The following is a 22,172-nucleotide window of genomic DNA, read 5'->3' as shown; positions in this document are numbered from 1 at the left end:
CTCACTATATTTAGTGATAACGTATGACTTACCAACACAATCGATGAACCATTAGCTTTATTGCCATAGCAATACCTAATAAATAACTTTTCCCTTGCATAATACAGTGTATTTTTAAACTCAACATCTAAGTTAAATAATTATTGCTCATTATATAAATCAAAAATTCCCCTAGCATTAATACAACCTTGATCGCTTTAATCATACAACCTATTTTTTATTTGCTGAATTAATAAAATTTTGGCAAGAATAGTTAGCTAAAGAGAGGTTTGATGTACAAACTTTTTGTTGTCTTTTAGATTATTGTTTTCGCTATTATGGTGATTGTTAAGATGATAATTTGATTATTTTGGTGATTTTAAATTCTCCCTAGATTTATTCTCTATTTCAATCTATCTGATGGGATAAAATTTCTGATTAAGTTACATTCAATTATACGATATTAACCAAGTAGCGAACAATATTGATATAACTCGCTTCAAATATTGTTCTGTATTTAGCATTAAATATTTTTAGTGTTGAGAGCCCATTTAACCGCTACATCAATTTATGAATATAAAATAAAATCAGAAGCGCAAAATGATTCATTAAAAAAATAATTAAAATAGATGCGAGTTTAACAATTCAAAAATTAATATCCTGACAGCCTATTTATTTCAAGCTCAGTCTACATAATAAACATGGACTGTTAAATATATTGAACATTTATAAAAATTTAATAATGCAAATAAATATCATTTTTTGCAGACAATTCCGTTTTTTTACTTAATATCGATGGATTTAATCAATAAATCGCGATAAAAATGCACATGTTCTTGGATGTTTTGGATTAACGAGCACCTCTTCAGGTTTGCCCTGCTCTACCACCACGCCACCATCCATAAACACGACTTTATCGGCCACAGCTCTGGCAAAGCCCATTTCATGAGTGACTACCACCATAGTGATTTTATCTTCAGCAAGGTTTTGCATCGTTTTTAAAACCTCACCGGTTAATTCCGGATCAAGCGCCGAAGTAGGTTCATCAAATAACATAATATCGGGTTGCATTGCAAGTGCTCGGGCAATAGCAACACGTTGCTTTTGCCCACCCGACAGTTGGGATGGATAACTATCTTCTTTATTAGACAGACCAACTTTTTGCAATAATTCACGTGCTAAAGGTAATATCTCTTCACGCTTCATTTTTTTTACTGTCATCGGAGCTTCAATAATATTCTGCAAAACAGTCATATGCGGGAAAAGATTAAAATGCTGAAACACCATGCCCATTTTTGAACAAATGCGTTTAATTTCCTGCTCTGGTTGATAAATAGCTTGATTAGCTTCGTTATTTTTAACCATAAGCTCATTCTCTATGGCAATAGATCCTGAATCAATTTTTTCCAAATGATTTATACAACGAAGTAAAGTAGATTTACCCGAGCCAGAAGATCCGATTATTACGACGACTTCTGATTTTTCTACGGTTAAATTAACACCTTTTAATACTGAAAGATTTCCAAATGACTTATAAATCTGCTGTGCATTAATCATAATATCAGTCGTCATAACGGGCATAATATTTCTCCAATCTTTGATAAAGCATCGTTAAAATTAAAGTCATTACCAAATAAAATACTGCGGCAATAAAAAACGGTGATAAATCAAAATCACGTTTCACGAGTTGATAAGCAATACGCATCAGATCTTGTAGAGCCAAAACATAAACTAAAGAGGTATCTTTGATTAATGTAATAGTTTCATTACACAGGGGTGGCAGAATCTTTTTGATCATTTGGGGTAAAACTATCCGCCACATTGTTTGACCATAGCTCATACCTAGCGTTTTCGCCGCTTCGTACTGACCTTTATTAACACCTTGTATTCCAGCACGGAAAATTTCAGCAAAATAAGCAGCATAATTTAGCGTAAAGGCAATTACAGCGGTTGAAAAACTTTGGAAACGGATACCTAACATCGGCAAGGCAAAATAGATAAAAAAGATTTGTAGCATTAAGGGAGTGCCACGCATCAACCAGATATAAGCATTAACCAAAAAGCTAATGAATTTTAACCGCGATAGTCTTAATAATGCTAATATTAAACCACAAGGAATAGATAACAATAAAGTCACAATAAATAGCCCTAGGGTAAGTTTAGTTCCTTCCCATAATTGCGGAGATATATCGATACAATAAAAAGTGCTAACTTTAAGGGTTATCCAAAATTGTTCTATAAAATTTACTAAGTAATCCATCTAAAGTCCTATAAAAACAACGCAGTCCAATAAGGGCTGCGCTTAAACAAACCATACTTTCGGTTTATTTTGTGACGTCGGTACCAAACCATTTTTGTGAAATTTGGGCCGCCGTTCCGTCATTAATCATGCTGGTTAATGCTTGTTGGATCTTCTGATGTAGTTCGACATTACCCTTCTCAAATCCTACACCATATTGTTCTTCACCAAAATTATCTTCTAATACTCTATATTCATCGGGTTTTTTAGCAACGTAATAATGTCCAACGACTCCATCAACGACGACAGCATCAAGACGTTGATTTGCCAAATCTAACAATGCCGTTACATTGTCGGCATATTGATTTAATTCGGCAAAATTAGTATGAATAGGATCCGCATTTACCGCATCTAATGCACTGCTACCATCTTGTAAACCAATTACTTTACCTACTAAATCTGCTTTAGTTTGAATATCACTATCAGCTCTAACTACGATAATTTGATGATTAATCATGTAAGGTTTTGAAAATAGAATATTTTCTTTACGATAATCAGTTATTGTTAAACCATTCCATAATGCATCAACACGCTTACTATTAAGCTCAGCTTCTTTTGCTGACCAGTCAATCGGTTTAAATTCTACATTTAAATCTGCTCTTTTTGCCGCTTCACGAGCTAAATCAATATCAAAACCAACTAATTCATTGTTCTGATCCCGAAACCCCATAGGTGGAAAATCATCATCTAATCCAATGACAATAGTTTGTTTTTTAACTTCGACATTTTGACTTACCTGATTCTGCTTCGTTTGGTCATCACACGCATTAAGCAAAAACAGGGCTGCAAAAGCCATTATCCATAAATAAGATTGTCTAAGCATATCAACCCCAATATATTATGTCATTTTAAGTAAAAATTTTTGGTGTAATGCTAACTTATGTCTCACCATTTATCCAGTAGCAATTGACGTTTTGCCATAAAATAAATTAATAATCAAGTCACAATCATTTGAAACTTGATTAGTTTTGTTAATTTTCGAAAAATTAACAGGGTTTATGACATTGTTAACAATTATTAAGACTATTAATTCAACATACATCTTTAGAATTCTACTCAATTAATTAAAATTAATTCATCTTTTAATTGATAAAATAGATAAAGTTTTTTGAGTTTCTGTTACAATGTTTGATGATAAAATTATAGAGTAATGTCAAAGTAGTAGATATAAGGTTTTTTAATGATTACAACTGATGCCAATAGCGCAGTTTCTTCGGTTGCGTATCGCGCTAACGAAGTAATTGCAATATATCCTATTACCCCGAGTTCTTCAATGGCGGAGCAAGCCAATACATGGTCAGAGTTTAGCAAGAAAAATATCTTTGGAGATATACCTAAAGTTATCGAAATGCAATCAGAAGCCGGTGCCATTTCAACTGTACATGGCGCTCTGATGACTGGGGCACTAGCCACATCCTTCACTTCCTCGCAAGGTTTATTGTTGATGATTCCGTCATTATACAAAATCGCGGGGGAACTCACGCCATTTGTTTTGCACGTGGCTGCTCGTTCTGTTGCAACGCATGCTTTATCTATCTTTGGTGATCATTCCGATGTAATGGCTGTGCGTCAAACAGGTTGTGCGATGCTTTGTTCAAGTTCGGTACAAGAAGCTCAAGATTTTGCATTAATTGCACAAATAGCATCATTAAATAGCCGTATCCCTTTTGTCCATTTTTTCGATGGTTTTCGAACCTCACATGAAATTAATAAAATTACCCCAATAAGTGATGATTCGATTAAAAATCTATTACCTGATGATGCTATTGCCGCGCATCGAGCCAGAGCCTTGACACCTGATCAACCTTTTATTCGAGGAACATCAGCTAATCCAGATACTTTTTTCCAATGTCGCGAGGCGGTGAATCGGTATTATGACCAGACTTATATGCATGTCGTCAATGCTATGATAGCTTTTGCTAAAGAAACCGGTCGTCACTATCAACCATTTGAATATTATGGAGCGGCGGATGCGGAACAAATTATTATATTAATGGGTTCAGCAATCGGTACGTGTCATGAAGTGGTCGATCATTTATTGGCACAAAAGGAAAAAGTTGGTGTAGTGGTTGTTAGACTCTATCGTCCTTTTTCAGCCCACCATCTATTGGCCGTGATACCACAGACTGTTAAAAAAGTAGCGGTGTTGGATCGAACAAAAGAACCTGGGGCATTGGCTGAGCCATTATATTTGGATGTTATGACGGCGTTTGCTGAAGCTATTTCGCGTCATGAACGGCAATGTTTCCCGTTAATTATTGGTGGCCGATATGGATTATCAAGTAAAGAATTTGATCCACGTTGTGTATTAGCTATTTATGATGAATTAAAATTAGCCTCTCCTCGACCGCGTTTTACAGTTGGTATTTATGATGATATTACAGGATTATCATTACCGTTACCCAAACAGTCTATTCCCCAAAAATCTGCATTGGAAGCGCTTTTTTATGGATTGGGTAGTGATGGTACTGTTTCTGCGACTAAAAATAATATTAAAATTATTGGTGATAGCACTCCATTTAATGTGCAAGGTTACTTTGTTTATGATTCGAAAAAAGCAGGTGGCTTAACGGTTTCTCACTTGCGCGTTAGTTTAAATCCGATAGAATCTTCTTACTTGATTGATAGCGCACACTTTATTGGTTGCCATCAAGATCAATTTATCGATAAATATCAGATTGTCGAACATTTGAAGGAAGGTGGTATTTTCTTATTGAATACCCCTTATAATAAAGATGAAGTTTGGCACCGATTGCCGAAAGAAGTACAAGCTGAACTGATTAAGAAAAATGCCCAATTCTACATTGTTAATGCAGCAAAAATTGCTCGCGAATGTGGGCTTGGAGCGCGGATCAATACTGTCATGCAAGCAACATTCTTCTATTTAGCAGAAATTTTTAAACAGGATTTTACTGCTGAAAAACTGAAAGATGTTGTAGCTAAAGCATATAGCAGTAAGGGACAGGACTTAGTTGAACGCAACTGGCAAGCGATTGATATGGCTGTCGATTCGTTAGAACAAATTCCGCTAACTTGTTTAGATCATACTAGTCCATTACGTCCGCCTATTGTTCCTGATCATGCTCCAGATTTTGTTAAAACAGTGACTGCGGCAATGTTAGCTGGGGTTGGCGATAGTTTACCCGTTTCGGCCTTCCCGCCGGATGGTACATGGCCAACCGGCACAACTAAATGGGAAAAACGCAACATTGCTGAAACAATTCCACTTTGGCAGCCAGAATTATGTACCCAATGTAATCATTGTGTAGTTGCATGCCCACATGCCGCGATACGCGCTAAAGTTGTAGCCCCGGAAGCACTAACACAAGCACCCGATACTTTATCCTCACTGGAAGTGAAAGCGCGTGATATGAAAGGTCAACGTTATGTATTACAAGTCGCCCCAGAAGATTGTACTGGCTGTAATCTATGTGTTGAAGTCTGCCCTTCACGTGATCGTAATAATTTTGATATTAAAGCCATTAATATGGCTCCTCGTATCGATAATTTAGTCACTCAGAAAAAGAATTATGAATTTTTTATTACGCTTCCCGATCGCGATCCTAATAGCATGGAACGCATTGATATCCGTACATCACAATTATTAACCCCATTATTTGAATACTCGGGTGCATGTGCAGGTTGTGGCGAAACCCCTTATATTAAATTATTAACACAATTATATGGCGATCACTTGGCGATTGCTAATGCTACTGGCTGCTCATCGATTTATGGTGGTAATATGCCATCTACCCCTTATACTACCGATAGTAATGGACGAGGTCCTGCATGGGCAAACTCCTTGTTTGAAGATAATGCTGAATTTGCTTTGGGCTATCGCTTAACCTACAATCAACATAAACGACGAGTACTACGCTTATTAGATCAAGTTGCAGCTGAAATTCCACCTGATTTAGTGGTTGGCTTAAAATCTAACGAAACATCATTAAATGAGAAACGTCAATTAGTTGAACAGTTACGCCGTCAATTGTCAGTATTAGCATCACCTGAAGCAAGAGAATTATTAGTTCACGCTGATTATTTGATTGATAAATCTGTCTGGGCAATTGGTGGTGATGGCTGGGCGTATGATATTGGTTTTGGTGGACTAGATCATGTAATGAGTTTGACTGAGAATGTTAATATTTTAGTATTAGATACTCAATGTTACTCCAATACTGGCGGTCAACAGTCTAAATCGACCCCGATGGGGGCAGTATCTAAATTTGCTGATTTAGGTAAACAAAAAGCACGTAAAGATTTAGGGGTGAGTATAATGATGTATGGGCACGTTTATGTGGCACAAATTGCTATCGGTGCTCAACTTAATCAAACGATAAAAGCATTACAGGAAGCTGAAGCTTACAATGGTCCGTCACTTGTTATTGCTTATAGTCCATGTGAAGAGCATGGTTACGATCTTGCTAAATCACACGAACAGATGAAAGATTTGGTCAAATCAGGATTCTGGCCATTATATCGCTATGATCCCCAAAAAGCATTGGCTGGTAAATCGGCATTAACTTTGGATTCGAGAGCTCCGAACAGCGAAATTCTTTCAGAAACTTTACTGAAAGAACAACGTTTCAAACGTCTGGAAGCATTAGAGCCACTGACAGCAGATCGCTTACATTTACAATCAGGGAAAGCCGTCCAAGCAAAATATCGTTTGTTACAACTTTTATCAACTTTTAGCGAAGTAGAAACCCCACCAGACGTTTAGTTGATTGAGCATCACTAGCAATAAAAAAGGCGTTTAATACGCCTTTTTATTTTTTAGATCAAATTAACCTGCTACATTAATTTTTTTCATATCTTTCATATAGCTTCGTAAAGTATGACCAATTTTCTCAATCGGATGATTACGGATAGCTTCATTAACATCCCGTAATTGCGCATTATCAACACTGCCTTCTGGTATCGCTTTACCTAGATCACCGGGTTGTAATAATGGCATAAATTTCTCTTTTAATAATGGAACAGCAGCATGAGAAAATAAATAGTTGCCATATTCAGCAGTGTCTGAGATAACCACATTCATTTCATAAAGACGTTTACGTGCTATAGTGTTAGCAATTAATGGTAATTCATGTAAAGATTCATAATAAGCTGATTCTTCTAAAATGCCAGCTTCTGTCATAGTTTCAAATGCCAATTCAACACCTGCTTTTACCATTGCAATCAGAACAACACCTTGGTCAAAATAAGTTTGTTCTTCAATTTTGCCTTGATATTCAGGCGCTTTTTCAAATCCTGTTTCACCAGTTTGCTGACGCCAGGTAAGTAAATTTTTATCATTATTATGCCAATCTTCCATCATAGTTCGAGAGAATTCACCAGAAATGATATCATCCATATGTTTACGATAAAGATCTGTCATAATCACTTTTAACTCTTGTGCCAAGGCATTCGCACGTAATTTAGCAGGATTAGACAGGCGATCCATCATTAATGTAATACCACCTTGTTTTAAAGCTTCAGTAATGGTTTCCCAACCAAATTGCAATAACTTACAGGCATAAGCAGGATCAACACCTTCCGAAACTAATTTATCAAAACATAATAATGAGCCAGTTTGTAACATACCACATAGAATGGTTTGTTCGCCCATCAAATCCGATTTGACTTCAGCAACGAATGACGACTCTAATACACCTGCACGATGTCCACCAGTAGCTGCTGCCCATGCTTTAGCAATCGCCAAGCCTTCACCTTTTGGATCATTAGCAGGATGTACAGCTATTAATGTTGGAACACCAAATCCACGTTTATATTCTTCGCGAACTTCTGTACCTGGGCATTTTGGTGCAACCATAACGACAGTGATATCAGAACGAATTTTTTCACCAACTTCAACGATATTAAATCCATGTGAATAACCTAATGCCGCGCCTTGTTTCATTAATGGTTGCACTGCTTGCACAACAGCAGTATGTTGTTTATCTGGAGTTAAGTTAATAACTAAATCTGCTGTTGGTATAAGCTCTTCATAACTACCAACTTTAAAACCATTTTCAGTTGCTTTTTTCCAAGATGCTCGTTTTTCGGCAATAGCTTCTTTACGTAACGCATAAGCAATATCTAAACCTGAATCACGCATATTTAAACCTTGGTTTAAACCTTGTGCGCCACAACCAACAATGACAATTTTTTTACCTTTTAGAAAATCAGCTTCAGAAGCAAATTCATCACGTCCCATAAATCGGCATTTGCCTAATTGCGCTAATTTTTCTCGCCAGCTTAAGGTGTTAAAGTAGTTTGACATGTTATATCCTTTATCAATATGTTTGTTTTGCATTAACCTTATCGATGATTTAATTTAAGAGATAGGTTAACTGTGTTGTAAAAATTTAACATACTATACCGAAATTTTTTTATTGCTAAAATTGATATATTTTGAATAATATATTGCAATTATCGCAACATTAAAATAAGTCGATTATGAATATTCATGATTTAAAAACGTTTCTAACCTTATGTGACACAAAGCATTTTGGCTTAGCAGCCAAAGCTATGCATATAACACCTTCGACCTTATCTAGACAAATTCAACGTATTGAATCATCGCTGAATCAACAATTATTTATTCGCGATAATCGTTCAGTAGAAATCACCCCTGCCGGTCAACAATTTCGTATTTTCACTAAGCATGTTTTGACTGAATTGCAACATTTACAGCAAACCTTTGAAGAAAATAATCAACAATTATCAGGTGAATTAACTTTATTTTGTTCAGTAACGGCTGCTTACAGTCATCTACCTGATATTTTGGACAGATTTCGCGCTCTCTACCCGTTAGTCGAAATTAAATTGATTACTGGCGATGCCGCTGATGCGGTTGATAAAATTCAATCGAATGATGCGGATTTAGCCATTGCTGGTCGACCTAAGCAGCTTCCAAATAGTATTGAATTTTTTAAGTTAGGTGAAATCGAAATGGTGTTATTGATTCCTCGATTGAAATGTTCATTTAGCGAAATGTTGCATCAAAAACAACCAGACTGGCATAACATTCCATTTATTTTACCTGAACATGGACCGAGTCGTCATCGTATCGATCAATGGTTTAAACATAACAAAATTACCACACCACACATCTATGCCACCGTTGCTGGACATGAAGCCATTGTATCAATGGTTGCTGTTGGCTGTGGGATAGCATTATTACCAAAAGTGGTGATGGAAAATAGCCCTGAAAGAATTCGAGAAAGAATCATTGAGTGGTCATCGAATCTAATTGAACCATTTGATATAGGCGTCTGTGTGCAAAAACGACGCCTATCAGAAAAGATCATTATTTCATTTTGGCAATCATTGCAGCCTTAATTACTTTCAGGATTAGTATTACTTTGCTCATTTATAGGTGTTACTTTGTCAATATTATTTAAATCAATTTTAGCGACAGAGTACCAATCAATATGGCGAGTAAGGATCATGATGCCACTTAAAACCAAAAATAATAAAGTAGTACCAAATAATAGTGAATTACCTTCAGAATTCATCACAATGTACAGACATGCATATAAAGTTAGTAAAAATACCGTGAACCCACAACTCCATTTGATGCTTTTCAATACTGCCGATAAATAAAAACCTATTAATATACTACATGCCAATGCCCCTATTATATAAGCTAACGTAAAGCCTATATGCTCGGAAGCTGCTAACAATAGTAGATAGAAAATCGCTAAAGCCATACCTACAAGTAAATATTGCACAGGATGAATTTTAATTTGTTTTAAAATCTCAAAGATAAAGAAACTAACAAAAATTAGCACAGTAAATAATATATCATATTTAATTGCCCGTTTTGTCAGTTGATATTGATCGACGGGTTCAATAAAACTGGCTTTAAACATTGGCATGCAACTGTCGACGTAAGAACCACAGACTTTGTTTTTATATCTTTCTTCACTTATTTGCGAATCTTCAGCAAATAAACTATTGATATTGTTTGCGTACCAAGTACTTTGCCATTCAGCAGAAAACCCTTTTTCATTAATCTGACGCTTGGTTGGTAAACTAAAACCTAAAAAGTTAGGATGTGGCCAATTTGCATCTAATTGATATTGCGTTGATTGTCCAACCGGTACAATTGCTAATCGGTTCATACCTTGTAATTTTAAGGAAAAATTATAACTGAGGCTGTTTTCTAACTGTTTAAAACTTATTGGAACATGAATACCACCTAGCTGGGAACTGGTCGTAAAACCATTTTCTTTAATTCCCGGCTCAAAGTTAATTGTTTTTTGATCGATGTTCATGACAGGAATCTGCATAATACCACGCGTATCGGATATCAGCACTACTGCATAAGGTTCATCCAGTTCAATATTCTCTTCATGCACAAAGGATGTAGCTTCAAACGTTCCCTTAAATTCTAAATCTGATTGATAATTTTGGGTTTGATAAATCCCTATATAACGTGGCGCGACGTCAACTTTAGCTTTCACATCTAATGTCTTAGGTAAGATGTAGTGTATGTTTCTGGTGCGCTTTATTATTTGTTTTGAATCTTCATAGTAAATATTTGTTTCAATATAGGGAATGGCGATAATTGGTCCTACAATAGTTTGTTCTCCACTGCTACTACGGCTAACCGATTCGATTACCTCATTCTGATAATAGAATCGATCATCGACAATTCCCATAATCAGTCGGGTAGGAATTAACATCACTATTACCAAAACAAATAACGTAACAATTTTAATTAATAAACTATAACGTGAATTCATCATTTCATCCTTTTCATCATTATTTTTAGCTAAAATATCAGAAAAGTATGAAAGACTATTGAAAATATTGTGAAGTATTTGTGAAGAATAAAGAACCTATGATAAATCAAGAAAAATGGTAATTCACACATTATTGTTCTTTACGATCTCTTTTTGTTATGCGTTATAAAGATCAAATCGGTTTTAATTTGGATAAAGAAATAATGGAATTTTTTTTAAAATCCTTTACAATAGAGCGCCTACGACCTCATAGTTAAATGGATATAACGAGCCCCTCCTAAGGGCTAGTTGCAGGTTCGATTCCTGCTGGGGTCAAAACACACTGCCAATTTATTACGATTAATCATGTTAAAAATTATAATTTATAGTTTTTCATTAATTTCTATAATATGAACTAAAATAATTGATACTCATGTTATCTTGGAGCTCATCAACTAAGTAGAAACCCAACTTGTTATTATATTGTTATTTATTCCTACCATACTATTGATAGTTGAAGAGCTATTTCATTAATAAAATATCAGTAAATATATTTTAAAAATCGTTTCTCATTTTCCACAATTCGATTTAAAAATAACCTAACGATACCCGTTTTTAGCAGTTTAGTATCGTCAGGTCATCTTAAAATAAACGAGCTAAATTTAAGTTTTAGCTGATTATCATTACTTCCTTACTTGAAACAAATTTAATGTATTGAATGCTTAAACACTGCATTTTTATTGATGTTAATAATAAATATATCACTTAAGCGATTACTGTCATCTATTTAATGATTCTATATTATTGACTACCTATAACACTTTTTAACTAAAAAATCATTTAACTATTCTTGTTAGGAAACACCTATTCTTGATGGAAATAGCAGAAAATTTTCGATTAATTTTATACTCAATGTTACAATATAAATCACATGTAAATAAACTAAGCAACAATGAGATAGTTAGCGTGAAGAAAATAAAGATTTTAAGTTTACTATTAGTTATAGTCACACTTAATGGTTGTGCAACCTATAATGCTGAATCTAATGATTATTCAGATCCACTATCAGGCTTTAATAGTAAGATGTTTGATTTTAATTACTATATACTTGATCCTTATTTATTACGACCTGTTGCCGTTGCATGGAAAGATTATATTCCTTCCCCTATCCGAAGTGGGATAAGTGGTGTTTCAAGCAATCTTACGGAACCCGCTTCCATGGTCAATAGTTTATTAGAGGGCAATGTTCATCAAGCGGGAACACATATGGCTCGATTTATGCTAAATACTGTCTTTGGTTTTGGCGGATTATTAGATGTTGCTAGTATGGCAGACCCACAATTAAGTAAAGGAAATAGACATACATTTGGTTCAGTACTTGGTCATTATGACGTACCATATGGACCTTATGTCGTACTGCCATTTTATGGTCAAGCTACATTGCGGCAAGATGGTGGAAGTTTTGTTGATTATCTTTATCCACCATTAAGTTCTCTCACTGTGGAAATGTCGATTGCACGTTATTTACTGGATGGTATTGAGGCAAGAGCACAAGCAATTCAATATGAAGAGTTATTAAATAGTAGTAATGATCCCTATAATTTTATGCGTAACGCCTATTTTCAACGTAATGATTTTTTAGCAACGGGCGGCACAATTAATGAAAAAAGGCAACAACAAAGAGAACAACTTTTAGGTGATTCACTCGATGACATTGATAGTGAATAACGTTTGAAATTAAATAATATCTTTAACATTTAATTTAAGCATACTTTGACTTATCTTGAGTATGCTTTTAATTTATAATTTCATAAAGAGTTCTCGACTTTTAAATGGCTTAGAGCCAACATAAGGTTTTAATGCGAGTCGAGTGAATCTTTTAGCCGCTTTTAAGCAATCTTCATCAGTAAATGATCTTTTAGCGAATGCTCTCAAATGTTTACCAGTAAAACTAGTACTATTTTGCATTAAACTACTGATAAAGCCACTCTCGGCAACATATTGATAAGTCATCGTTTCGACAATTTTATCTCCCGTCGCATAACATGTTTCAAAATCGATTCCATAACCCAGAAATTCCAATAAATTTAATTCAAATTTTCTTAATACATGTTCCGGCGGTATTTTACGTGCAAGTTCTTGTAAACTTACTAAATAAGCTTGAAAAATTTCACTGGTATCTGATTGAGAAATAATGACACGATGAATTAATTCATTTAGATAAAAACCACTATATAATGCAGCACCTGATAAAGGTAAGGATAAAGAAATGGCTTCGGTATGTAAAAGTGTTTTAACATTACCGGTTCCTGACAATTGTACAATTAACGGCGTAAATGGTTGTAAAAACCCTTTAAGAACAGAACGTTTACGTCTAGCTCCTTTTGCTAGCGTCGTTACCCGCCCCATAGATTCTACAAACAAATCTACTAATAAACTAGTTTCACTATAAGGTCGTGTATGTAAAATAAAAGCTTTATGCCAATCCTTCATGCTAAATACATTTTTACTAAAAAATAATAACCATATGATATTGAAAAATTATCAAACTCAATATTTTTTGGTTTGATAATAGCGGAAATCATTACGATATATGAAAAGACGTTTTGCAATAACGTATTTTATGATTAAATCTTAGAAAATACATCATTTTTATGTTGCATAATAATATATTTTAAATGTCAATAGCATTATGTTAAAAAATTTACAAAATAATGATTATTATTTATTAAAAAATGAAATTTTTATCAGATATTCACTGAATTTTATTAACATATACGTTATAATGAATTATCCTCAATAATAATGTATAAAGATATCATGGAGCTATTTTCTACTATTCTTATTTTAATTCTGTTAGTTTCATTATCAGGAATTGTCGTTAAACTTTTGCCAGTTCAGGTGCCTTTGCCTTTAATGCAAATTGCTCTGGGTTGCATTCTGGCTGCATTCAATTTTTATGTTGAATTTGATCATGAACTTTTTCTTGTTCTATTCATACCACCACTACTTTTTGCTGATGGTCGTAAAACCATATTAAAAGACTTTATTCACAATGTACGAGAAATCGTTGGGTTAGCGTTGGTTCTTGTCGTCATTACGGTAATCGCGTTGGGTTATATACTTTATTGGATTTTACCTGTTCCAAATCTTGCTTTAGCCGCTGCATTAGCATTAGCAGCAGTATTATCACCGACCGATGCTGTGGCTTTAGGTGGAATTGTTGGACAAGGAAGAATTGAAAAAAGTAAAATGGAGATTATTGAAGGTGAAGCGTTAATGAATGACGCATCAGGTCTAGTCTGCTTGAATTTCGCAATACTTTTTTTAAGCGATCCAACAATGGAATTCAATTTATTCCAAATTTCGGCTTCTTTTGTATTCGTTGCCATTGGTGGACTGGCCACTGGGATTTTGGTTACTTGGATTTATACAATATTATTAAGAAAAATTAATTTATTAACTAAAAATGATCCTGCTATACAGATTGTATTACTATTTTTACTACCATTTGCAGTTTATTTAATAGCTGAGCACATTGGTTTTTCAGGCATTTTAGCGGCAGTCAGTGCTGGTATGACCGTAAGACAATCTGGCATTATGCGTAATGCGCCACTCAATATTCGCCTACAATCTGAAAGTACATGGTCAATGTTAACTTTCGTATTCAATGGATTTGTCTTTATTCTTTTAGGTATTCAGTTACCAAAAATTATTTCTGATACATTTATCGCCACTACTGTGGATGGTTCGGCAATTGAATTTTGGGAACTCTGTTTTATTGTAATCTTTGTTTATTTAGTTTTAATGACAACCCGTTTTCTATGGTTGCTCGCAATGCAAAAATTACCTAATTTACCAATTATCCTAAGAAAACCACTTGAGTTTAAAAACTATACTATACGCGATTTATGGGTTTCAACCTTTGCCGGTGTTCGCGGGGCGATCACCTTAGCTGGGGTACTATCTATCCCAGCTCAGGTTATTGGTCGTTACGAATTAGTTTTCATTGCGACCGGTGTGATCTTATTATCTTTAATTGTCGCGGTATTTGTATTACCAATACTTCTACACGGTAAGGTGATTTTAAATAATAGCCAAGTTGATAATGAAGCAATGTATGCGAAAGGTTTTATGGCTGAAGAAGCGATCGGTAGTCTAGAAAAAATGCAAAATAGCATCTTAGCAGATACAGATGGAATCGATAGTGAAATCGTTATTGAAGTTGGTTCACGTGTTATTGGATCGTTGCGCCGCAGAACAGGATTAAAAGAGCTTGAGCAAAAATCCTTAGAGGCGGAAAATCTTGAAAGACGTATGCGACTAGTTGCCATTGGTAGCGAACGTGCAGCATTGTATCAACTGAAGATTCGTAATGAAATTTCTGAAGAAACATTTGAACGATTAAGTACTGGTTTAGATATCTACGAAGCGATGCTAACCGATAGCAACTAAAGTTTGAGGCGTTTAATTGTTTGTTGTTAAAGGAATGATATGTTAAATAAAATACATTCAATGGTTGTTGAAAATACGCCGTTTATATTGAGTAAACCGTTACAATTAGTGCCGTTTTCTTTAAAAAGAAAAATTATCGAGCAACTATTACAAACACAATTTCAACAATCACTGGAAGAAGGCGATTTAGATTTTTTGGAAAATCGCTGGCTCAAAATCGAAGTAAGAGATTTACAATTAGTCTGGTTTATTAGTAACATTGATAATAAGCTAATTGTAAGCCGAGCAGAAATTGCTGATGTGAGTTTCAGCGGTAATATGAATGATCTCGTTTTGATTGCCACTCGACGACAAGATCCTGATACATTGTTTTTCCAACGTAAATTACTTGTTGAAGGAGATACTGAGTTAGGACTTTGTGTAAAGAATTTAATGGACTCTATCGATTTAGATTCAATGCCAAAGTTTGTTCGTATAGGTTTAGAAAATTTGGCTAATTTTATTCAATCCAGCGAACATAAAACCTGTTAGTTATTTGACATATCTAAAAATCAAACTGAATTAATCTATAAGCATTAATTCAGTTTTTTATACCCCCCTATTCTGGGAATTATCAGCTATATAGCTGTAATAAATGCTAATAAGCCAAAAAAAACCCCTGGTGCATTAGCGATCGAAAGTGGCCAATCTTTTTTTTCTTTTAATAAACCATAACAGACCCATAACAAACAGTTTATCGTTGCAGCTAAAGGCTGAGTTGGATTAGTTTTTATGCCGTGAAGATTATCAATAATTTGAGGGATATATGAAACATACATGAAAAAAGCGGTAATGGTTGCTACCCAACCAAGTGGTTGTAAATATTTATTTGCTAAACTCATGTCGTTCTCCTAATACGCAATTTTACAGCAATTCTAACCATTTTTTTTAAATTAATTGTTAATTTTAGAAAATGATTGAGGCAAATCTTTGATCGCATGATTTATATATCATTTTTATTATTTTAAATTAACCATTTGATTAATAATCATTTTTATAATAACAAAAATTTTTTAATTAATGAAATAATCATTTTCACTTTGTTATTTGCAAATAATTAAGAATAAGAAAATTAATTATTCCCCATCAACATGTTGTGATCATGAGCAATAAATTGAACGGCTAGTAAACATTCAAATCTTACATAATCATATAATTAATAATAGTTAGTTATTTTTATAACCATCTTAATTCATTGCTATTACTTGAATTTCTTTCATAAAAAGAAAAAACTTTATATTTTTCATGCATTTAACAAATTATAGTGATAGGCGAAATTGATTACTTTGGATAAGCTATTCAGCTTTTATTAAAAAAAACAAAGTGTTAATATGAATAAAGCTGTAAAGCTATGCGGATTGAACTTAAACACTCATCCAAAGTTTTAAGAAATAAACTGGAGTTATATCGTCATGAAAAAATTTGTTATTTTAGCTATTACTACTTTTACACTTGTAGCTTGTGATAATAGTAATCATTCAAAAGTAGACCAATCTTTAGATAAAGCCAAGGAAAGTACTCAACATGCCTTTGAAGATATTAAGCAAGTTGGTTCTGATGCCTATGATGCGTCTAAAGAGAAAATTAATCAAATGATTGATTCAAGCAAAGATAAGACTAATAATGACGCTACTAAATCCAGTAATGATAAATTAACTAATGATAATAATTCATCAAACCGTATTAATACAAATTCACAACCGCCTATTACACCAAACACGAATATTAATCCAACCTCTAATAATACAGCTACTCAACAAAATGAGGTAAACAAAGTTATTAATCAACAGCCTAATAATCAACAAGTTCAGCCGGTAACAAAAGAACAATCCAATCTTAGTGATAAAAACAATTCAAATAATACCAATGATGCAATCAACAAAACAAACCAAGATTATAAGCAAAAATTAAATGACACTTATAATTCGGTAAAAGAACAAGCGCATGAAAAATATGATGCCATCAAAGAAAAATCCCAAGATGCTTATCATGCAGCGCAACAAAAAGCGCATGAATTGACGCCCGCACAAAAGAAACAAACTTATGACACTTTAAAACCTATTGAAAAAAATAAATAGTCAAAAATTTGATTAAGTTATTAAACCACAAGTGGTTAACTTGTGGTTTTTATCAACTTATCGCGAAATGTAAAATAAGTTTTATCAAAGTTTTGTAGTTCTTATTATTTAAAAGTAATTCGCTGTGATAGTAAAAAATCTATGAATACTTGCATGCGAAGGAGAATATACTTCGCATGGGGATAAATCAACATAAAAGGCCGAGTAACACCAGCAAATTCAGCTAGCACTTCTACCAATTCACCAGACTGTAATTCTTTTTCGACACAAAATCGATATACTTGCATTAAGCCACCACCATATTTAACTAAGGTATGTGTAGCTGAAAAATCAGCCTGGCAACAATAGCAGCCATTAGTTTCTAATTCAATATATCGATTTTGATCTAAAAATTGCCATGGTACTCTTTTGTTAGTACTAGGTAATTGATATTGAATACAATTATGATTTATAAGTTGATCATAATGTGACGGACAACCATAACGATGAAGGTACTCTGGTGTGGCAACAATAATTAACTGCGCATCTTCGAGTTTGTGAGCAATCAATCCTGAATCGGGCAAGTTATTTCCGCGGATCGCCAAATCGAATGGACTATCGGTAAATTCAATATTATGATCACTAATATGAAGCTCGACTTTAATCGCTGGATAAATTTGCTGAAATAGTGGTAACTTAGCAAGTAATCGATAATGAGCATAAACCGTTGGAACACTTAGCCGTAAAGTTCCTGAAGGAATGACTTGTTCATTAACAATTAATTGTTCGGCTGCCGTGATATACATGATAGCTCGCTGACAATGCTCAAAGTATTGTTGACCGATATCTGTTAAGCGTATTTGTCGCGTAGTCCGAATAAATAAACGTACGCCTAATCGTTGCTCAATTCTTGAAACAGCTAAACTGACAGCAGCAGGCGTAATACCTAATTCATGAGCGGCTGCAGTAAAGCTGCCAAGTTTAGCCACTAAACAAAATAATTTAATACTTCCTAATTGAACATCATCCAATAAATTAACCATATTCTTTCTCATTTATTACAGCGTGTTACAAATGAAGTAAATCATACGCTATTTTTTAAAAAATAGATCTCATTTATACTCATTTATCACTTCATAATTAAGGAGTCATCATATGGGTACCCAAAAAACGGTGATTGTTACTGGCGCCTCAAGTGGCATCGGTTTTGCAATTACTCAAGCCTATTTGAACCGTGGATATAATGTTATCGCTAATGGAAGAGATAAAATACGCTTAGAGTATGCTGCTAAACAGTTAAAACATCCAGCTAATTTGCTATTAATTGCAGGAGATATTGCCAAACCTGAAACAGCACGTGATTTGTTTGCTCAAGCTAAAGAGCATTTTGGTAAAGTTGATATTTTAGTTAACAATGCAGGAGTATTTATTTCTAAACCGATTCAGGATTATACCACTGAGGATCTTAATAGGCTTATCGATACGAATTTAAAAGGCTTTTTTTATCCTGCTCAAATGGCAGCTAAGCAAATGAAGGTAAATCGGCAAGGACATATTATTAATATTACAGCCGCACTCGCAATGCAACCTAATATTGCCATTCCGGCTTTGTTACCTATTATGATTAAAGGCGGTATTAATAGTGCTATTAGAGGATTAGCCTTAGAACTGGCTGCCGATAATATTATGGTAAATGGCATTGCGCCTGGCATCATTGAAACACCAATGCATTCTAAGGAACAAGAAATCGTAACGGCATTAAAATCCTTAGCCCCCACTTATCAGATTGGTCATGTTAATGATATTGTGAATGCCGTATTATATCTTACGGATTCTCAATTTGTAACCGGTACCATCATGGTGGTTGACGGAGGATCAACCACAGGGAAATGGTAATAATTTATTTTATACTTGTTTGTCAATATTTGACTATAACAGGAATTTCCTTATTAAGTAATCCACTACTATGGATTACTTATTTTAGTGTTATGCTGAGTCATTAGGTTATTTTTGACTTATATTATGCCGATTCGGTTAACTCAAGTTTAGCTAAGTGATTTATTAGATAATTAATATAAAAATAATTGAATAATAAAACATAAATCGTATGAGTTTTAAGTTGGATATTATGTTTTGCTAAACAGTGATAAGTTAATTGATACCTTGCCGAATTTGCCCATATAAAACCCATAACGAATTGAACAAAATTTAAACAAGCACCGATAGCTAGAAAAATTTGATAACTTTCTTCGTCAGGAAAACTCAGAAAAAAATGACTCCATGCGCAAACAATAACATACATGATTAGGTAAGTTGCACTTTTAACTTTGGTATTTAAACATTTCTCAAATGCATTATTGGCTGAATAAAGCCAAACCATATCGTAAAATCCTAATGTAAGGATATAAAAAATAACAAACTTAAGCGTCGATAAACCGATTTGTTGATGTAATTGTTTAATCTCTTTCATATTATCATTTTAATTTGATGAACTTTATACTACCATTATAACACCGAAAAGATCGCCAAATGCGATGGTTTGAAAAAATATCACACTGTCAATCAAACATAAAATGAAAACAGTTAACAGCTCACCCTAATAAACAACCTAAATTGATACTAACCATTTAGGCTAAGTAAACTTTTTAAACTTTAACTATTTACATTCAAAGTTAGTCGGAACATTGGTATCGCCATCACCTTTATAGACAGTCTGTTGTGGATATTGGCATATAGGGCGTTGTAAAACCACTTGATCTTTTTCTATCTTCTGTGCAATGAGTGTTGTCGGAGCCTGATGTTTTTCAACCCAATTAACTAGCGTTTCAAATCCATTAATAGTATCAGCCCCACTCCCCCCATTACAATGATCAACACCGGGTGCCATATAAAGCCTAACAAATTCATCAGTATTTCTTTGGTCACCCATAAGTTTTACGATATGATTATAGTAATGAATAGTTCCCTTTGGGGCGATTAGACGATCATCCCAACCATGCCAAATAATCATTTTTCCGCCAGATTTTTTAAATTGACTTAAATCAGCGTTATCTGTGCCCATTATTGGTCTAAATACCTCAACCGATTCATTAAAATAATTTTCAAATCCTTCGTAACCCAATGTCTTCCAATCAAAATTGGTATCTTGTTTTATCCAATATTTCAAATAATCAACTGCTATGAGAAAAGGATCTTTACCTGCCAAGGCATCAAGAGGCGCCGTGGTTTCAAGTCCAAACCACAATGATTGTCCGGTTTGATTAGTTGGACCTTGCCAGATTTTTCTTAATGCTATAATTTCAGCATCATTAAGACCTATCTGTTGTAAGAAAGCATCATTAATCACTACCGCTGACGGATCATTGACCAATCCATCTTTAATTCCGTCCTGTTCATCAACTAAGTCAATAATAGCTTCTCGAACTTTTGTTAACTTGACAGGATCAATCGGCTGCCCTAACTCTTCTAGCATCACTACTTGTGGCCATAATTCTGATGGTACAAATTTATCCCACTGAATAGCTGGTGCCACAATATACAAACCGTCATAATCATTTGGAAATCTTTGTGCTTCCATCAAGCCTTGACGCCCACCGGTTGAACAGCCATTCCAATACGAATAACTTGGCCCTTGCCCATAAAAAGCTTCTATGACTTGTTTAGCTTTAACCGTCATTTCATGAACACTGCGATAAGCGAAATCTGTAATCAACTCAGCCTGTAATTGCGCATCTTTAAGCACAAAATTACCTGCCATCAGACTGCCTGCATGACCTGTATCAGTAGTTACAGCAACATAACCATCTCTAGCAGCTACAGCTAGTTTATCAAATGGAATAAATCCAGCAAATCCACCGCCACCAATTGCTTGTAGCCGATGATTCCATGCCATTGGCAACCATACTTCAATATTATTCTTCGGTTCTATGGTTAATTGTACTCGACAAATTTGTGGTAAATTTGCAATCACATTGGATTTAGCACCACGTAAAGTATCTGCTAACTCGGTGGGTGGAATAAACTGGTCGGTAATATATTCTGTCTTAACGACTTTTGCATCATCAAACTTCAAAGAGGTTAACGATTGACAACGTTCTAGCAGAGGATCTTGCTGTGCTGCAAATAAGGATGCACTTAGACTACTTAATAAAGATAAAAACAATAGATTATATTTCAACATTTTTTATCGCCTTTTTATTAAGGATGAAGCTTGTTAAGATGAACAATTTTATACTAAACAGACGTGAATCATTTTAAAGCTAAATTAAATAATTTTCATCAGCTAAGTTAATGTTATTTTACCGTTATGATTGTTCATAATAAGATAACCTTGAATTGCAAATATTTACGATTAATGTTGTTTTAATTTGATTAAAACAGTTCTTATTTATGAGCAAATCTTTTTTAACTTGCTATATAGCGAAACTACTGCAAATTTTAAAAATTTCCAAAAATGATGCCATAATGTATGAGCTAGTCATTAAATATATCTACATTTACTATCCAAGTAACTTAATATATCTAACGCTTTTCCAACCCAAAAAACATTATCTAAGTCATCAAATAATAGAATCGTACCGAATGATAAATGAGATGTTAATTTTATATTCTTTATTGATTTAATGCATG

17 protein-coding genes and 1 tRNA gene are annotated in these 22,172 nt (G+C 34.2%); 8 read left to right on the top strand and 10 right to left on the bottom strand.

Annotation, left to right across the window (positions count from 1 at the left end; all coding sequences use genetic code 11):
- Window positions 1-780 precede the first annotated feature (780 nt).
- The 3 genes from JMI89_RS07745 to JMI89_RS07735 form a co-directional block, all read right to left on the bottom strand.
- Window positions 781-1,560: an amino acid ABC transporter ATP-binding protein gene (locus JMI89_RS07745; protein ID WP_370633718.1), complete on the bottom strand. Its 780-nt coding sequence runs from the start codon at window positions 1,558-1,560 to the stop codon at window positions 781-783.
- Window positions 1,541-2,239: an amino acid ABC transporter permease gene (locus JMI89_RS07740; RefSeq protein ID WP_220679735.1), complete on the bottom strand. Its 699-nt coding sequence runs from the start codon at window positions 2,237-2,239 to the stop codon at window positions 1,541-1,543. The genes JMI89_RS07745 and JMI89_RS07740 overlap by 20 nt, the downstream gene beginning before the upstream one ends.
- 64 nt (window positions 2,240-2,303) lie before the next feature.
- The gene (locus JMI89_RS07735) at window positions 2,304-3,101 is read right to left on the bottom strand and encodes an amino acid ABC transporter substrate-binding protein (protein ID WP_220679734.1); all 798 of its coding nucleotides are present in this window, start codon (window positions 3,099-3,101) and stop codon (window positions 2,304-2,306) included.
- A gap of 357 nt (window positions 3,102-3,458) precedes the next feature.
- On the opposite strand from JMI89_RS07735, the gene nifJ reads away from it, so the two are divergent.
- Window positions 3,459-7,001, top strand: a complete 3,543-nt coding sequence (gene nifJ, locus JMI89_RS07730) for a pyruvate:ferredoxin (flavodoxin) oxidoreductase (protein WP_220679733.1) — start codon at window positions 3,459-3,461, stop codon at window positions 6,999-7,001.
- A 63-nt stretch (window positions 7,002-7,064) separates the two neighbouring features.
- On the opposite strand, the gene ilvC is transcribed toward nifJ, so the two are convergent.
- Complete coding sequence (gene ilvC, locus JMI89_RS07725; protein WP_220679732.1) at window positions 7,065-8,543, bottom strand: ketol-acid reductoisomerase; 1,479 nt, start codon at window positions 8,541-8,543, stop codon at window positions 7,065-7,067.
- 176 nt (window positions 8,544-8,719) lie between these two features.
- Here ilvC and ilvY point away from each other — a divergent pair, with 176 nt between their 5' ends.
- Complete coding sequence (gene ilvY / locus JMI89_RS07720) at window positions 8,720-9,604, top strand: HTH-type transcriptional activator IlvY (protein ID WP_220679731.1); 885 nt, start codon at window positions 8,720-8,722, stop codon at window positions 9,602-9,604.
- Here ilvY and creD read toward each other — a convergent pair.
- Window positions 9,601-11,013 carry a cell envelope integrity protein CreD gene (gene creD, locus JMI89_RS07715; protein ID WP_220679730.1) on the bottom strand — a complete coding sequence of 471 codons (1,413 nt, stop codon included), beginning with the start codon at window positions 11,011-11,013 and terminating at the stop codon, window positions 9,601-9,603. The two genes, ilvY and creD, sit on opposite strands and share 4 nt — an antisense overlap.
- Window positions 11,014-11,256: 243 nt before the next feature.
- Between creD and JMI89_RS07710 the strand changes: the two genes are divergently transcribed.
- Both JMI89_RS07710 and JMI89_RS07705 read left to right on the top strand, forming a co-directional pair.
- A tRNA-Arg gene (locus tag JMI89_RS07710) sits at window positions 11,257-11,328 on the top strand.
- 630 nt (window positions 11,329-11,958) lie between these two features.
- Complete coding sequence (locus tag JMI89_RS07705; protein WP_220679729.1) at window positions 11,959-12,720, top strand: MlaA family lipoprotein; 762 nt, start codon at window positions 11,959-11,961, stop codon at window positions 12,718-12,720.
- Window positions 12,721-12,792: 72 nt separating this feature from the next.
- Here JMI89_RS07705 and recO read toward each other — a convergent pair whose 3' ends face one another.
- Window positions 12,793-13,485 (bottom strand): DNA repair protein RecO, encoded by a 693-nt coding sequence (recO, locus tag JMI89_RS07700; protein ID WP_187755044.1) that lies wholly within the window; start codon window positions 13,483-13,485, stop codon window positions 12,793-12,795.
- Window positions 13,486-13,812: 327 nt separating this feature from the next.
- On the opposite strand from recO, the gene JMI89_RS07695 reads away from it, so the two are divergent.
- Entirely contained in the window at window positions 13,813-15,447 is a 1,635-nt protein-coding gene (locus JMI89_RS07695; RefSeq protein WP_187755043.1) for a Na+/H+ antiporter, read from the top strand.
- Window positions 15,448-15,486: 39 nt separating this feature from the next.
- On the top strand, window positions 15,487-15,978 hold the full coding sequence (locus JMI89_RS07690) for an SCP2 domain-containing protein (RefSeq protein ID WP_187755042.1): 492 nt from the start codon (window positions 15,487-15,489) through the stop codon (window positions 15,976-15,978).
- A gap of 86 nt (window positions 15,979-16,064) precedes the next feature.
- Here JMI89_RS07690 and JMI89_RS07685 read toward each other — a convergent pair whose 3' ends face one another.
- A complete protein-coding gene (locus tag JMI89_RS07685; protein WP_187755041.1) occupies window positions 16,065-16,328 on the bottom strand; it encodes a SemiSWEET family transporter in 264 nt (87 codons plus the stop codon).
- A 570-nt stretch (window positions 16,329-16,898) separates the two neighbouring features.
- Between JMI89_RS07685 and JMI89_RS07680 the strand changes: the two genes are divergently transcribed.
- Complete coding sequence (locus tag JMI89_RS07680) at window positions 16,899-17,564, top strand: hypothetical protein (protein WP_187755040.1); 666 nt, start codon at window positions 16,899-16,901, stop codon at window positions 17,562-17,564.
- Between the two features lie 104 nt (window positions 17,565-17,668).
- On the opposite strand, the gene JMI89_RS07675 is transcribed toward JMI89_RS07680, so the two are convergent.
- On the bottom strand, window positions 17,669-18,586 hold the full coding sequence (locus JMI89_RS07675; protein ID WP_220679728.1) for a LysR family transcriptional regulator: 918 nt from the start codon (window positions 18,584-18,586) through the stop codon (window positions 17,669-17,671).
- A 112-nt stretch (window positions 18,587-18,698) separates the two neighbouring features.
- Between JMI89_RS07675 and JMI89_RS07670 the strand changes: the two genes are divergently transcribed.
- A complete protein-coding gene (locus tag JMI89_RS07670) occupies window positions 18,699-19,439 on the top strand; it encodes an SDR family NAD(P)-dependent oxidoreductase (RefSeq protein ID WP_187755038.1) in 741 nt (246 codons plus the stop codon).
- Window positions 19,440-19,563: 124 nt separating this feature from the next.
- Here the strand turns inward: JMI89_RS07670 and JMI89_RS07665 are convergent, their stop codons facing one another.
- The gene (locus JMI89_RS07665; RefSeq protein WP_220679727.1) at window positions 19,564-20,013 is read right to left on the bottom strand and encodes a DUF4234 domain-containing protein; all 450 of its coding nucleotides are present in this window, start codon (window positions 20,011-20,013) and stop codon (window positions 19,564-19,566) included.
- Between the two features lie 186 nt (window positions 20,014-20,199).
- Complete coding sequence (locus JMI89_RS07660) at window positions 20,200-21,723, bottom strand: tannase/feruloyl esterase family alpha/beta hydrolase (protein ID WP_220679726.1); 1,524 nt, start codon at window positions 21,721-21,723, stop codon at window positions 20,200-20,202.
- Between the last annotated feature and the right edge of the window lie 449 nt (window positions 21,724-22,172).

The sequence above is a fragment of the Frischella sp. Ac48 genome (assembly GCF_019641635.1).
Taxonomy (GTDB): Bacteria; Pseudomonadota; Gammaproteobacteria; order Enterobacterales; family Orbaceae; genus Frischella; species Frischella japonica.
Note: the sequence above shows the minus strand (reverse complement) of the source record. Positions and strands in the feature narration are given on the sequence as shown.

What these genes read in the sequence shown, in the direction of transcription:
- ilvY (WP_220679731.1), top strand. Translation starts at nt 8,720, where the DNA reads ATGAATATTCATGATTTAAAAACGTTTCTAACCTTATGTGACACAAAG.
- JMI89_RS07735 (WP_220679734.1), bottom strand. Translation starts at nt 3,101, where the DNA reads ATGCTTAGACAATCTTATTTATGGATAATGGCTTTTGCAGCCCTGTTT.
- JMI89_RS07740 (WP_220679735.1), bottom strand. Translation starts at nt 2,239, where the DNA reads ATGGATTACTTAGTAAATTTTATAGAACAATTTTGGATAACCCTTAAA.
- JMI89_RS07665 (WP_220679727.1), bottom strand. Translation starts at nt 20,013, where the DNA reads ATGAAAGAGATTAAACAATTACATCAACAAATCGGTTTATCGACGCTT.
- JMI89_RS07690 (WP_187755042.1), top strand. Translation starts at nt 15,487, where the DNA reads ATGTTAAATAAAATACATTCAATGGTTGTTGAAAATACGCCGTTTATA.
- JMI89_RS07745 (WP_370633718.1), bottom strand. Translation starts at nt 1,560, where the DNA reads ATGCCCGTTATGACGACTGATATTATGATTAATGCACAGCAGATTTAT.
- JMI89_RS07670 (WP_187755038.1), top strand. Translation starts at nt 18,699, where the DNA reads ATGGGTACCCAAAAAACGGTGATTGTTACTGGCGCCTCAAGTGGCATC.
- JMI89_RS07680 (WP_187755040.1), top strand. Translation starts at nt 16,899, where the DNA reads ATGAAAAAATTTGTTATTTTAGCTATTACTACTTTTACACTTGTAGCT.
- nifJ (WP_220679733.1), top strand. Translation starts at nt 3,459, where the DNA reads ATGATTACAACTGATGCCAATAGCGCAGTTTCTTCGGTTGCGTATCGC.
- JMI89_RS07695 (WP_187755043.1), top strand. Translation starts at nt 13,813, where the DNA reads ATGGAGCTATTTTCTACTATTCTTATTTTAATTCTGTTAGTTTCATTA.
- ilvC (WP_220679732.1), bottom strand. Translation starts at nt 8,543, where the DNA reads ATGTCAAACTACTTTAACACCTTAAGCTGGCGAGAAAAATTAGCGCAA.
- JMI89_RS07675 (WP_220679728.1), bottom strand. Translation starts at nt 18,586, where the DNA reads ATGGTTAATTTATTGGATGATGTTCAATTAGGAAGTATTAAATTATTT.
- JMI89_RS07685 (WP_187755041.1), bottom strand. Translation starts at nt 16,328, where the DNA reads ATGAGTTTAGCAAATAAATATTTACAACCACTTGGTTGGGTAGCAACC.
- creD (WP_220679730.1), bottom strand. Translation starts at nt 11,013, where the DNA reads ATGAATTCACGTTATAGTTTATTAATTAAAATTGTTACGTTATTTGTT.
- recO (WP_187755044.1), bottom strand. Translation starts at nt 13,485, where the DNA reads ATGAAGGATTGGCATAAAGCTTTTATTTTACATACACGACCTTATAGT.
- JMI89_RS07660 (WP_220679726.1), bottom strand. Translation starts at nt 21,723, where the DNA reads ATGTTGAAATATAATCTATTGTTTTTATCTTTATTAAGTAGTCTAAGT.